At 70.8% G+C, this 13,483-nt stretch carries 10 protein-coding genes and 1 pseudogene; 4 read left to right on the top strand and 7 right to left on the bottom strand.

The window, feature by feature from the left end; all coding sequences use genetic code 11:
* Both GTY47_RS08405 and coxB read right to left on the bottom strand, forming a co-directional pair.
* Nucleotides 1–190: pseudogene (locus GTY47_RS08405) on the bottom strand (cytochrome ubiquinol oxidase subunit I); the annotation flags it as partial.
* Nucleotides 187–1,152: a cytochrome c oxidase subunit II gene (coxB, locus tag GTY47_RS08400; protein WP_010037224.1), complete on the bottom strand. Its 966-nt coding sequence runs from the start codon at nt 1,150–1,152 to the stop codon at nt 187–189. The pseudogene GTY47_RS08405 and the gene coxB, both read right to left, overlap by 4 nt.
* A gap of 265 nt (nt 1,153–1,417) precedes the next feature.
* Here coxB and GTY47_RS08395 point away from each other — a divergent pair, with 265 nt between their 5' ends.
* The gene (locus GTY47_RS08395) at nt 1,418–2,797 is read left to right on the top strand and encodes a cysteine desulfurase/sulfurtransferase TusA family protein (protein ID WP_010037223.1); all 1,380 of its coding nucleotides are present in this window, start codon (nt 1,418–1,420) and stop codon (nt 2,795–2,797) included.
* Between the two features lie 63 nt (nt 2,798–2,860).
* Here GTY47_RS08395 and GTY47_RS08390 read toward each other — a convergent pair whose 3' ends face one another.
* Nucleotides 2,861–3,835 (bottom strand): carbohydrate kinase family protein, encoded by a 975-nt coding sequence (locus GTY47_RS08390; RefSeq protein WP_010037221.1) that lies wholly within the window; start codon nt 3,833–3,835, stop codon nt 2,861–2,863.
* Between the two features lie 132 nt (nt 3,836–3,967).
* Here GTY47_RS08390 and GTY47_RS08385 point away from each other — a divergent pair, with 132 nt between their 5' ends.
* A complete protein-coding gene (locus GTY47_RS08385; RefSeq protein ID WP_010037219.1) occupies nt 3,968–4,177 on the top strand; it encodes a hypothetical protein in 210 nt (69 codons plus the stop codon).
* Nucleotides 4,178–4,323: 146 nt separating this feature from the next.
* A complete protein-coding gene (locus tag GTY47_RS08380; protein WP_010037218.1) occupies nt 4,324–6,210 on the top strand; it encodes a hypothetical protein in 1,887 nt (628 codons plus the stop codon).
* A 105-nt stretch (nt 6,211–6,315) separates the two neighbouring features.
* Here the strand turns inward: GTY47_RS08380 and GTY47_RS08375 are convergent, their stop codons facing one another.
* The gene (locus GTY47_RS08375; protein WP_010037217.1) at nt 6,316–6,672 is read right to left on the bottom strand and encodes an iron-sulfur cluster assembly accessory protein; all 357 of its coding nucleotides are present in this window, start codon (nt 6,670–6,672) and stop codon (nt 6,316–6,318) included.
* A gap of 281 nt (nt 6,673–6,953) precedes the next feature.
* Here GTY47_RS08375 and nadA point away from each other — a divergent pair, with 281 nt between their 5' ends.
* Nucleotides 6,954–8,144: a quinolinate synthase NadA gene (nadA, locus tag GTY47_RS08370; protein WP_010037216.1), complete on the top strand. Its 1,191-nt coding sequence runs from the start codon at nt 6,954–6,956 to the stop codon at nt 8,142–8,144.
* Nucleotides 8,145–8,194: 50 nt separating this feature from the next.
* Here nadA and GTY47_RS08365 read toward each other — a convergent pair whose 3' ends face one another.
* The 3 genes from GTY47_RS08365 to GTY47_RS08355 form a co-directional block, all read right to left on the bottom strand.
* A complete protein-coding gene (locus GTY47_RS08365; protein WP_010037215.1) occupies nt 8,195–11,314 on the bottom strand; it encodes an efflux RND transporter permease subunit in 3,120 nt (1,039 codons plus the stop codon).
* Nucleotides 11,315–11,474: 160 nt separating this feature from the next.
* Nucleotides 11,475–12,158: a response regulator transcription factor gene (locus GTY47_RS08360; RefSeq protein WP_010037212.1), complete on the bottom strand. Its 684-nt coding sequence runs from the start codon at nt 12,156–12,158 to the stop codon at nt 11,475–11,477.
* Nucleotides 12,155–13,372: a histidine kinase gene (locus GTY47_RS08355; protein WP_029180979.1), complete on the bottom strand. Its 1,218-nt coding sequence runs from the start codon at nt 13,370–13,372 to the stop codon at nt 12,155–12,157. Before GTY47_RS08355 ends, GTY47_RS08360 begins: the two co-directional genes overlap by 4 nt.
* Nucleotides 13,373–13,483 lie beyond the last annotated feature (111 nt).

Below are 13,483 nucleotides of genomic sequence, written 5' to 3'. Positions count from 1 at the left end.
GCGCCATCACGCCGCCGATGACGAAGAACGCGAACGACGTCGCCAGGTAGAGCGTGCCGATCGTCTTGTGGTCCGTCGTCGTCAGCCACTTGACCACGACGCTGCCGCGGTTCTGGCGCCTGACCGGCAGCTCGTCCTGGTAGTGGGACCCTGCTGCCGCGGCACCCTGGGGTTCGTTGAGGATGCTCACAGGTTGTTCGTCTCCCGGTTCTTCTCGTGGCTCGTCTGCGCGATGCCGGCAGGAACGTAACCGTTCTGCTGCTTGTCCACGAGGTCCTTGAGGTGCTGCTCGTAGCGCTCGGGGGAGACGACCTTCACGTTGAACAGCATCCGAGAGTGGTCGACGCCGCAGAGCTCGGCGCACTTGCCCATGAAGGTGCCCTCCTTGTTGGGGGTCACCTCGAAGGCGTTGGTGTGGCCCGGGATGACGTCCTGCTTCATCAGGAACGGCACCACCCAGAAGGAGTGGATGACGTCACGCGAGGTGAGGACGAAGCGGACCGTCTTGCCCTTCGGCAGCCACAGGGTCGGGCCGGGGTTGCCGTTCTGCGGGTTCCGGGTGCCCGGGGTGCCGCAGTCGTAGACGCCGCCGGCGTTGGCCGGGAAGTCCTTCTTGAACCGGTCCGGGATCGCGTCCAGCTCGGGGGACTTCTTGGCGTCACCGGTGGAACCGGCGACCGGCTCGATGTAGTTGAAGCACCAGCTCCACTGGAAGCCGACCACGTTGACCGTGACGTCGGGCTTCTTCTTGAGGCTGAGCAGCTCGGACTCGTCGCGGGCGGTGAAGTAGAACAGCACCGAGACGATGATGAGCGGGACCACGGTGTACAGCGCCTCGATGGGCATGTTGTACCGGGTCTGCGGAGGAACCTCGACCTTGGTGCGGCTGCGCCGGTGGAAGAAAGCACTCCACAGGATCAGACCCCACACCAGCACGCCAACGGCGAGCGCAGCCGCCCAGGACCCCTGCCACAGGGAGAGGATCCGCGGAGCCTCTTCCGTGGTCGGGGTGGGCATACCAAGGCGGGGGAAGTCTTCCCAGTTGTACGAGCAACCGGTGGCTGTCGCCAAGACCAGGCCCGCGGTCAGTGCCTGCAGCAGCTTCCGCCGCATCGGGCGCCGCGGCGAGCGGTCGGAGCCGTTGGGACTCACGTAGCGCCTTCCCGAGAGTCTCGCCCGCGCGGATCGGCTGCGGCCTGGCCTTCTCGCTGGTCGGTCGCCGCCCTGCGTCGGGCAGGGGTTTGGATGTTTATGCGGACCAAACCCTAGCCGACGCCCTCCGGGGGTTCTCGGGGAGGGGTGCCTTGTGGGGTGGGTGGTTCGCTGGTTTGGCGGCTGCGGGTTGTTCGTGGCGGTTCGCGCAGTTCCCCGCGCCCCTTTGGGGACGTCTGCGCGCTGGGCGTTCTAGCGTTGCTGTGTGGGTTACTTCGATGCCGCTTCCGCTGCTCCGCTTCATCCGATTGCACGGCAGGCCCTGCTGGCCTCGCTCGACGAGGGGTGGGCGGATCCCGCGCGCCTGTACAGGGAGGGACGGCGTGCCCGGGTGCTGCTGGACGCGGCGCGGGAGGCCGCTGCCGAGGCGGTGGACTGCCGGCCGGACGAACTGATCTTCACGTCGTCCGGAACGCGTGCCGTCCATACGGGGATTGCCGGGGCGCTGGCCGGGCGGAGGCGGGTCGGGCGCCACCTGATCGTGTCAGCGGTCGAACACTCGTCTGTACTGCATTCGGCGGAGCTCCTCGATGCCGCCGGAGGGACCGTCACACAGGTCCCGGTGGACCGCACGGGACGGGTGGATCCGGCGGCGTACGGCGCAGCCCTGCGTGCGGACACGGCGCTGGCCTGCCTCCAGTCCGCGAACCACGAGGTGGGGACGGAGCAGCCCGTCGCGGCCGTGGCCGAGGTGTGCCGGGCGGCGGGCGTGCCGTTGCTGGTGGACGCGGCGCAGTCGCTGGCGTGGGGGCCGGTGCAGGGTGACTGGTCACTGCTCGCGGCCAGCGCACACAAGTGGGGCGGACCGGCGGGGGTCGGCCTGCTCGTCGTCCGCAAGGGCGTTCGGTTCGCGCCGCAAGGGCCGGTGGACGAGCGGGAGTCGGGGCGGGCGGCCGGCTTCGAGAACATCCCGGCGATCGTGGCGGCGGCCGCGTCGCTGCGGGCCGTACGGGCCGAGGCGGCCGAGGAGGCCCTGCGGCTGCGGGCGCTGACGGACCGGATCCGGGTACGGGTGCCGCAGGCGGTGCCGGACGTCGAGGTGGTCGGTGACCCGGTGCGCAGGCTGCCCGGCGTCGTCACCTTCTCCTGCCTCTATGTCGACGGGGAGGCCCTGCTGCACGAGCTGGACCGGGAGGGTTTCTCCGTCTCGTCCGGTTCGTCCTGCACGAGCAGCACGCTGACGCCGAGCCATGTGCTCCGGGCGATGGGTGTGCTGAGTGAGGGGAACGTGCGGGTTTCCCTGCCGGCGGGGGTGGCCGAGGACGATGTCGACCGGTTCCTGGAGGTGCTGCCCGGGGCCGTGGCGGCGGTGCGGGAGAAGTTGGGCGCGCCGGTTGCCTCCGAGGTCGCCCGCGAGGAGGACGTCCTGGTCGTGGACTCCCTCGGCAAGCGCTGCCCGATTCCGGTGATCGAACTGGCCAAGGTGATCGGCGACGTCCCCGTGGGGGGCCTGGTCCGGGTCCTGTCGGATGACGAGGCGGCCCGCCTGGACATCCCGGCGTGGTGCGAGATGCGAGACCAGGAGTACGTGGGCGAGGAGCCGGCGGACCAAGGAACGGCGTACCTGGTCCGCCGGGCGAGCTGAGAGGCTCAAGGGGCGCGGGGAACTGCGCGAAGTACCCCCACGCGCCCGCAGCCAAGAACGGTCTCAGGCCAGATGGGCCTGCACCTCCGCCGCGGCCTCATCCCCGTACGCCTTGGTGAACCGCTCCATGAAGTGCCCGCGGCGCAACTGGTACTCCTGCGTCCCCACCGTCTCGATGACGAGAGTCGCCAGCATGCAGCCGACCTGCGCGGCACGCTCCAGGGAGACGCCCCACGCCAGGCCCGAGAGGAACCCCGCGCGGAAGGCGTCGCCGACGCCGGTCGGGTCGGCCTTGCGCTCCTCGTCCGGGGTGCCGACCTCGATCGGGTCGTCGCCGGCCCGCTCGATGCGCACGCCCTGCGCGCCGAGGGTGGTCACCCGGTGGCCCACCCGGGACAGGATCTCCGCGTCGGTCCAGCCGGTCTTGGACTCGATGAGGCCCTTCTCGTACTCGTTGGAGAAGAGGTACGTCGCCCCGTCCAGCAGGATGCGGATCTCCTCGCCGTCCATCCGGGCGATCTGCTGGGAGAAGTCGGCGGCGAACGGGATGGACCGGGAGCGGCACTCCTCGGTGTGGCGGAGCATGGCCTCCGGGTCGTCCGCGCCGATGGAGACCAGGTCGAGACCGCCGACGCGGTCGGCGACGGTCTTGAGCTCGATGAGGCGGGCCTCGCTCATGGCGCCGGTGTAGAAGGAGCCGATCTGGTTGTGGTCGGCGTCGGTGGTGCACACGAAGCGGGCGGTGTGCAGCGTGTCGGAGATGCGGACGGAGTCGGTGTCGACGCCGTGCCGGTCGAGCCAGGCCCGGTACTCGTCGAAGTCCGCGCCCGCGGCGCCGACCAGGATCGGGCGGGTGCCGAGCTGTCCCATGCCGAACGCGATGTTCGCGGCGACGCCGCCGCGGCGGACGTCGAGCTTGTCGACCAGGAACGACAGCGAGACCGTGTGCAGCTGGTCCGCTACGAGCTGGTCGGCGAAGCGGCCGGGGAAGGTCATGAGGTGGTCGGTGGCGATGGAGCCGGTGACTGCGATGCGCACGGCGTGGACTCTCCTGAGGGAGGCGGACCTTGACGCTTCACGCTATCGGGTGGACGGGGCTGCTCTGAAGGCATCGAAACTACCCGATAGTAGATCTTTCTCCGTGAGGTCCGGCGTGCATACGGTGCGGATATGACGAACCTCAAGGTCCAGGTGCCCGTTCCGGTCGATCTCGAAGGCGACCTGGCGTCGCTGCAGGGCGACGGGGCCCGGATGGCTCCCCACTGGGCGGTTCCCGACCGGGTCGCCTCTCGCCCGGTCTCCCCGGCCCTGATCCACGGTGTGACCGTGCCCCCGGCGTCGGCTCGGCTGCTCGACGCGATGTCGGACTACGGGGACTGAGCGGCGCGCTACCGGGAACCGTGCGCTCCCCCGCTGCGTCCCATCGCTGTCCCCCGTAAAGGGGAGGCGGGATACGACCCGACAGCGGCCCGTGTCGGACCGGGCCGGGTCCCATGGGACAGCTGTGCAGCCGAAGGAGCGATGCGGTGAACACCGAGCGACCCGACAACGACGACGACGCCAGGGATGTGGGCGGCGCCGGATCCGCCGGCACCCCGGAGGTCGAGGAGCGGGGTTCGGCGGGCGCCGGGGCTCCGGCGGAGGCCGAGGCGTCGGCGGGCGCCGCGGGGGCCGACGAGGCCGCTGAGGCTTTCGAGACGTCGGGTGATGACGCGCGGGCTTCCGAGGCGGAGACGACGGACGACGCGACCGCGACGGCCGAAGAGCCCGGCGCATCGGAAGCCGAAGTGGAGAAGACCGGCACGACAGAGGCCCGGGAAGCCGACGCCGAAGACACCGGTACGCGTAGTGCCGACGCCGAGGAAGCCGGTACGCGTGGTGCCGGCGCCGAGAAGGGCGGGCCGGCGCCGGAAGCGCAGGCGGAAACACCCCCCGCACCCGACGGCGACCTGCCCCGCGACGAAGAGCACCTGGTCCGTCCCGGCGGTGGGCGGTCGCGGACGCCCGCGATCATCGCCTCCGTCGCCGCCGCCGTGCTGCTGATCGGCGGTGGCGGGGCCTGGCTCGCGGCCAACGCCTCCGGCGGATCCGGCGACGGTGCGACGTCCGGCGCGCCCGGTGGGGACGACACTCCCCCGCCGCTCGCGCTCGACGGGTACTCGGAACCGACGTCCGGCGGCAACGGCATCGCGCCCGGTGAGCCGAACCCCTACGGCGCCACCTACCGGGTCGACGGCCCGCTTCCGGACGGTCCCGGTGAAGCGCCGGTGTACCGGGCGCGGGGTCAGGTCGCCAAGGAGGACGTGGCCCGGCTGGTGAAGGCCCTCGGGGTCGAGGGGACTCCGGTGGCGCAGGGCGAGGCGTGGAAGGTCGGGGCCGGTCAGGACGGTTCGGGGCCGAGCCTCCAGGTGAACAGGCAGGCGCCGGGAGCCTGGACCTTCAGCCGGTACGCCCCGGGCACCGACGACTGCAAGGGCAGCGACGCCTGCACCGCTCCGCGGCCCGGCGGCAGCCCGGTGAGCGAGGCGGAGGCAGAGAAGGCCGCGGCGCCCGTGCTGAAGGCGTTGGGTCAGGACGACGCGAAGCTCGACGCGAGCCAGGTCATGGGCGCCCAGCGGGTGGTGAACGCCGCTCCCGAGGTCGGCGGACTGCCGACGCACGGCTGGACTACCGGGGTCACGGTCGGCTCCGACGGCGAGGTCGTCGGCGGCAGCGGCCAGCTGAAGACGCCGGTGAAGGGGGACACGTACCCCGTGGTCGGCGCCGCGAAGGCGCTGGAGCTGATGGAGAAGCGGCCGACGGGCGACCACCGCATGGGCATCGGCGGCTGCGCGAGCCCCGTGCCGCTGAAGGACCGGCTGGAGCAGCCCTGCGGGCAGTCGGCGAGCGACGCACCCGAGCAGGACGCGGTGACGGTGCGGAACGCGGTGTTCGGGCTGGCCTCGCACTTCGTGGACGGGCGGCAGGCGCTGGTGCCGTCCTGGCTGTTCGAGGTGACGGCGCCGGGCGCGAAGGACCCGTTCACGGTGACCTACCCGGCGGTCGACCCGAAGTACCTGGCCTCCCCCACGCCGAGCGGGCCGAGCGACCGGCCGACGTCGGCTCCGGAGCCGCGTGACGTCAAGGTGGACGGCTACCGGGCCGAGGGCTCGGAGCTGACCGTGACCTTCACGGGCGGGGTGTGCTCCGACTACGACGTGAAGGCGAGCGAGAGCGGGGACGAGGTGAAGGTCACGGTGACGTCGACCCCGTGGCCGGACCAGGTCTGCATCCTGATCGCCAAGCAGTTCCAGCAGACCGTGCAGTTGGATGAGCCGCTCGGCACCCGTGCGGTCGTGAGCTCGGACGGCAAGGCGATCCCGCTGGCCAAGGAGGGCGCGCGGCTGCCGGCGCCCCCGACGCGGGAGCGTTAGGACGACACAGCGCGAAGGCGACGACACAGCGCGAAGGCGGCGGCCCCGTCGGAGGGGACCGCCGCCTTCGTCATGTCCGCGGCCGCGGGAAGCGGCTCGGCAGGCTCAGCTGAAGGAGTCGCCGCAGGCGCAGGAGCCCGTCGCGTTGGGGTTGTCGATCGTGAAACCCTGCTTCTCGATCGTGTCCACGAAGTCGATCGTGGCTCCGCCCAGGTACGGGGCGCTCATGCGGTCGGTGACGACCTTCACACCGCCGAAGTCCTTCTCCACGTCCCCGTCGAGGGAACGCTCGTCGAAGAAGAGCTGGTAGCGCAGGCCGGAGCAGCCGCCGGGCTGGACGGCGACGCGCAGCGCGAGGTCGTCGCGGCCTTCCTGGTCGAGCAGCGCCTTGACCTTGGACGCGGCGGCGTCGGTCAGGATGATGCCGTCGGTGACGGTGCTGGTCTCGTCCGATACGGACATCTACATCTCTCCCGGGTTGTACGGAGACTGCTTGCCGACGGTTGCAACCGGCGGGGCCTCGGATTCATTCCGGGCCGGGCGCTCGATCTCGGCTCCTCTTCATGCTCGCACACGCGCCGGGAACCGGAAAACGGCTCTTTTTGGGCCTTCCCGGGAATGAACGCGGGCCCACCGGGATTCACGTCACACCGACGCTATGGCCATCGTCAAAGTGACGTGAAGCGGTTATGATAGATAGCGTCAAATCGACGAAAAGTCGCGGAACAGAAAGGGTGCGTGTCGTGACCACCGCCCAAACCCAGGAGCTCGACGTACAGCCGACGCCCCTCGCCCTGCTGCTCCTCGGCCGTGAGGCCGACCCGAAGAGCGAGCGCGGCGTGGAGTGTCCCGGCGACCTGCCCTCGCCGTCCGACCCGGACCTGGTGGAGCGCGCCCGCAAGGCGAAGGAGAAGCTCGGAGACAAGGTCTTCGTGCTCGGCCACCACTACCAGCGCGACGAGGTCATCCAGTTCGCCGACGTCACGGGGGACTCCTTCAAGCTGGCCCGGGACGCCGCGGCGCGTCCGGAGGCCGAGTACATCGTGTTCTGCGGTGTGCACTTCATGGCGGAGTCCGCGGACATCCTGACGTCCGACGACCAGAAGGTCGTCCTGCCCGACCTGGCCGCCGGCTGCTCGATGGCCGACATGGCGACGGCCGAGCAGGTCGCCGAGTGCTGGGACGTGCTGACCGAGGCCGGGATAGCCGAGCAGGTCGTGCCCGTCTCGTACATGAACTCGTCCGCGGACATCAAGGCGTTCACGGGCAAGCACGGCGGCACGATCTGCACCTCCTCGAACGCCAAGCGAGCCCTGGACTGGGCCTTCGAGCAGGGTGAGAAGGTGCTCTTCCTGCCGGACCAGCACCTTGGCCGGAACACGGCGGTGCGGGACATGGGCATGTCCCTGGACGACTGCGTCGTCTACAACCCGCACAAGCCGAACGGCGGGCTGACGGCCGACGAGCTGCGCGCCGCGAAGATGATCCTGTGGCGCGGCCACTGCTCGGTGCACGGCCGCTTCAGCCTGGACTCGGTGAACGACGTGCGCGAGCGCATCCCGGGCGTGAACGTCCTGGTCCACCCCGAGTGCAAGCACGAGGTCGTGGCCGCGGCGGACTACGTCGGCTCGACGGAGTACATCATCAAGGCCCTGGAGGCCGCGCCGGCCGGGTCCAAGTGGGCCATCGGCACGGAGCTGAACCTGGTCCGCCGCCTGGCGAACCGTTTCGCGCCGGAGGGCAAGGAGATCGTCTTCCTCGACAAGACGGTCTGCTTCTGCTCGACCATGAACCGCATCGACCTCCCCCACCTGGTCTGGGCCCTGGAGTCGCTGGCCGAGGGCAACCTGGTCAACCGCATCGAGGTGGACAAGGAGACCGAGGCGTTCGCGAAGCTCGCCCTGGAGCGGATGCTGGCGCTGCCTTCCGCGTGACGTGAGGCCCCACCCGGTGTCCGGGTGGGGCCTCACGTGTCGTACGAGGGTCAGACCTGCGCCGGTGCCGGCTCCTCGGCCGCCTCCGTGCGCTGGGCCGGAAGGCCCTTCTTCGCCGCCCGCTTCTTCGCCCGGCGCTCCTTGCGGAGTTCGAACATCGCGTACAGCGTGGGCACCAGCAGCAGCGTCAGCAGGGTCGACGTCACCAGGCCGCCGATCACGACCACGGCCAGCGGCTGGGCGATGAAGCCGCCCTCGCCGGTGATGCCGAGGGCCATCGGCAGCAGGGCGAAGATCGTCGCCAGGGCCGTCATGAGGATCGGGCGCAGGCGGTGCCGGCCGCCCTCGACCACGGCCTCGACGACGCCGTAACCCTGCTTGCGGTACTGGTTGATCAGGTCGATCAGCACGATCGCGTTCGTCACCACGATGCCGATCAGCATCAGCATGCCGATCATCGCGGGGACGCCCATCGGCGTGCCGGTGGCCACCAGCAGGCCGATCGCGCCGGTGGCCGCGAACGGGATGGAGACGAGCAGGATCAGCGGCTGGACCAGGGACCGGAAGGTGCCCACCAGCAGCATGAAGACGATCGCGATGGCCGCCAGCATCGCCAGGCCCAGGTTGGCGAACGCCTCGTCCTGGTCCTCGGAGACACCGCCGATCGACGCGGTGGCGCCGTCGGGCAGCTTCAGCGCGTTGATCTTCGACTGGAGCTTGGTGCTCACCGCGCCCGTGTTGTCGCCGGTCGGCTTCGCGGTGATGGTGGCCGCGCGCTGGCCGTCGATACGGGTCATCGACACCGGGCCGTCGACCAGCCTCACCGTCGCGATGTCGCCGAGCTTGACCGCGCCCAGGCGCAGGTCCCGAAGCTGCTTCAGCGTCGTCGCGGGCTTCTCCGAGCGGATGACGACGTCGCGCTCGGTGTCGTCCAGGACCGCCTTGGCGGCCGTGGTGCCGCGGACGGCCTGGGCGACGGCGGCACCCAGGGTCTGGTCGTTGAAGCCGGCCGCGGCCGCCTTGTCGTTGGCCTTCACGGAGATCCGGGGCACGCTGGTCGCCAGGTCGCTGGTGACGTCCGTGACGTCGTCGAGCGAGGCGACCGTCTTGCGGACCTCCTCGGACGCCGTGCGCAGCACGTCGGCGTCGGCGGCCTTCACGACCACGCTGAGGTCCTGGGCGCCGAAGCCGTCACCGGCGGAGATGGTGGTCGTGCCGATGCCCTTCAGCCCGGCCAGACCCTTCTCGATGTCGTCCTGGACGTCCTCGTACGACGCCGAGTCGTCCAGCATCACCTGGTACGAGGCCTGGTTGGTGTCCGTACCGCCGCCGAAGGCCGCCATGAAGCCGGACGAGCCGACCGTGACCTGGTAGTCCTTCACGCCCTTGGTGCCGGCGAGGAGCTGCTCGACCTTCTTGGCCCGGTCGTTCGTCGCCTCCAGGCTGGTGCCGGGCTTCAGCTCCTGCTTGACGGTGAGGACCTCGACCTCCCCCTGGTCGAAGAAGTTCGTCTTCAGCAGCGGCGCCATGCCGAACGTGCCGACCAGGACGACGATCGCGAGGGCCACGCTGGTGAGCCGGCGGCGGGTCGCGAAGCGCAGGACCGGGACGTAGATGCGCTGGAGACGGCTCTTGGCCTCCTTCTCCTCGGCGAGCCGGCGGGCCTCGTCCGCGTCCTCCGGGGTGCCCTTCGGGGGCCGCAGGAACCAGTACGACAGCACCGGCACGACCGTCAGGGAGACGAGAAGGGACGCCAGCAGCGCGGCCGTCACCGTGAGGCTGAACGAGCCGAACAGCTCGCCCACCATGCCGCCGACGAGGCCGATCGGCAGGAACACCGCGACCGTGGTGAGCGTCGAGGACGTCACCGCGCCCGCGACCTCGCGGACCGCGTTGAGGATGGCCGAGTGGCGCTCCTCGCCGTAGCCGAGGTGGCGCTTGATGTTCTCCAGGACCACGATCGAGTCGTCGACGACCCGGCCGATGGCGATGGTCAGCGCGCCCAGCGTGAGGACGTTCAGCGACAGGTCGCGGGTCCACAGCACGATCAGGGCGAGGACCACGGACAGCGGGATGGACACCGCGGTCACGAGGGTGGAGCGGATCGAGGCCAGGAAGACGAGGATCACCAGGACCGCGAAGAGCAGACCGAGCGCGCCCTCGGTGGTGAGGCCCTTGATGGACTTCGACACGGCCGGGCCCTGGTCGCTGACGACCGTGAGGCTCGCGCCGGAGCCGAGGTCCTTGCGCAGGTCCGGGAGCTTGTCCTGGACGGCGTCGGAGATCGCGACCGCGCTGCCGTCGCGGTCCATGGTGACGGCGACGGCGAGGCTGGGCTTGCCGTCGGTGCGGGTGATGGAGTCGGCCGGGGCCTCCTGCTGCTTCACCGTGGCGACGTCGGCCAGGCGCACCGGCTTGCCCTTGCCGGGCTCGCCCGTGACCATCAGGTCCTGGATCTGCTTCAACGAGGTGAAGCCGCCGCCGACCTGGACCGTGCGGTTGGCGCCGTCCTCGTCGAAGGAGCCGGCCGGGACGGTCGCGCCGCCCGCCTGGAGCGCCTGGACGAGGGACTGCGAGGTGAGGCCGGCCTTCGCCAGCTTCGCGTCGTCGGGCGTGACGGCGACCTGGAGGTCCCGCACACCGTCGACGGTGACCTGGCCGACGCCGTCGATGCTCTTCAGGTCCGGCACGACGGTCTTGTCGAGCTGGTCGGCCAGGGCCTGCTGGTCCCGGTCGGAGGTGACGGCGAGGACGACGGTCGGGATGTCGTCCGTGGAACCGGCGACGACCTGCGGGTCCACATCGTCCGGGAGCTGGACGCGGGCCCGGTTGACCGCCTGCTGCACGTCGGCGACGAGCTGTTCGGTGCCGTTGCCGTAGTCGAAGGACGCCATGATCACGGCGTTGCCCTCGGTGGCGGTGGAGGTCACGCCGCTGATGCCGTCGACGGCTTCGAGGCTGTCCTCGATGGGCTCGACGACCTGCTTCTCGACCACGTCCGGGGACGCGCCCTGGTACGGCGCCAGCACGGACACCATGGGCAGTTCGATGGTGGGCAGCAGCTGCTGCTTGAGCTGGGGGATCGCGATCGCCCCGAAGACGAGCGCGATGATCGACATCAGCCCGATCAGGGCCCGTTGCGCGAGGCTGAATCTCGACAGCCAGGACATGGGTCAGGGTCTCTCTTCTGTTTAACGGCAGAAGCGGCAGTGGGCGCACAGATGAGCGCCCGCCCTTACACCCTGGGCCATGCGGGAGGGCCGATTCGTAGGCCCCAGGTCCATTTCCTTATCCGGCGCATACTCCCGCCGCAGTACGCCCGGCTGGAACTCACTCCACCCTTGGACGGACCAGGCCGGATTCGTACGCGATGACCACGAGCTGGGCCCGGTCCCGGGCGCCCAGCTTGGCCATGGCCCGGTTGACGTGCGTCTTCACCGTCAGCGGGCTGACCTCCAGCCGCTCGGCGATCTCGTCGTTGGAGTGACCGCCGGCGACCTGGACCAGCACCTCGCGCTCCCGGACGGTGAGTGAGTCGAGCCGCTCGCCGCGGGCCGGGTCGCGGTCGTCGTCGGCCGGGTCCTCCTGGGCGAGGAAGCGGGAGATCAGACCCGTGGTGGCCGCCGGGGACAGCAGGGCCTGGCCGCCGGCCGCGATGCGGATGGCGTTCAGCAGTTCCTCGGGCTCTGCGCCCTTGCCGAGGAAGCCGGAGGCGCCCGCGCGCAGCGACCGCACGACGTAGTCGTCGACCTCGAACGTCGTCAGGATGACCACGCGGACGTCGGCGAGGTCCGGGTCGGCGCTGATCATGCGGGTCGCCGCGAGACCGTCGGTGCCGGGCATCCGGATGTCCATGAGGACGACGTCGGCGCGCTGCTCCTTCGTCAGCCGTACCGCCTCCGCTCCGTCGGAGGCCTCGCCCACCACCTCCATGTCGGGCTCGGAGTCGACGAGCACACGAAAGGCGCTGCGGAGCAGCGCCTGGTCGTCGGCGAGCAGGACACGGATCGTCATGCGGGGTCCTCCCCGGGGGTGCGGTTCTTGACCGGCAGGATCGCATGGACACGGAAGCCGCCGCCGTAGCGGGGACCGGTGGTGAGGGTGCCGCGCAGGGCGGTGACGCGTTCCCGCATGCCGAGCAGCCCGTGCCCGCCGCCGCTGCCCGGGTCCTCGTCCTCGCCGCTGCCGTCGTCCAGGACGGTGATCTCGATGTTCGGCCCGACCCGTACGACACTGACCTCTGCCTTGGCCTGGGGCCCGGCGTGCTTCTGCACGTTGGTGAGGGCCTCCTGGATGATCCGGTAGGCGGCCAGGTCGACGGCCGCGGGGAGGGCGGTGCCCTGGTCGGCGCGGGCGACCTCGATGTGCAGGCCGGCGTTGCGGAAGGTGCCGGTGAGTTCGTCGAGGCGGTCCAGGCCGGGGGCGGGTTCGGTGGGGGCCTCCGGGTCGCCGGACTGTCTCAGCAGTCCGACGGTGGCGCGGAGTTCGTTGAGTGCGGAACGGCTGGCCTCCCGGACGTGGGCGAGGGCCTCCTTGGCCTGGTCGGGCCGCTTGTCCATGACGTGCGCGGCGACGCCGGCCTGGACGTTGACCAGGGCGATGTGGTGGGCGACGACGTCGTGCAGGTCCCGGGCGATGCGCAGGCGCTCCTCGGCGACCCGGCGGCGGGCCTCCTCCTCGCGGGTGCGTTCGGCGCGTTCGGCGCGTTCGCGGATGGCCTGGACGAAGGCGCGGCGGCTGCGGACGGCGTCGCCGGCGGTGGCGCCGATGCCCGTCCAGGCGAAGATCGCGAGGTTCTCCTGGGCGTACCAGGGCAGGCCGCCGGCGGCCATGGCGGAGCCGGTCAGCACGGTCATGGTGAGCAGGCCGACCCGCCAGGTGGTGGGGCGGTCGGTGGTGGAGGCGACGGTGTACAGGGCGATGACCGCGGACATGGCGACGGGGGCGCGGGGGTCGCCGGTGACGGACTCGACGACGGAGACGGTGCCGGTGAGGGCCAGGACCGTCATCGGGGCGCGACGGCGGAAGACCAGGGCGGCGGCGCCGAGGGTGATGAGGAGGAGGCTGAGGGTGTCGGGGGTGCGCAGGGCCCAGCTGACGCTGTCACGGTGGCGGGGCTCCACGAACGAGCCGGCGACCATGCAGGCCAGGACGGCTGCGGCCAGGACCGCGTCCATGGCCAGTGGGTGTGCCTTGGCCTGGCATTTCGCCCGCTGGAGGGTGCTCACGGGGGTTTACGGTAGCCGGGCTGGACGTCCGGGTGTGAGGTGCCCGGCGTGGGGGCTGGGGGCGGGGCGACTGCGCAACCCGGCGCTGCGGGGTGCCGCCGCGCCCACCCG

It is taken from the genome of Streptomyces sp. SID5464 (assembly GCF_009862985.1).
GTDB lineage: Bacteria > Actinomycetota > Actinomycetes > Streptomycetales > Streptomycetaceae > Streptomyces > Streptomyces chartreusis_D.
This window is presented reverse-complemented; position numbering and strand designations above follow the sequence as displayed.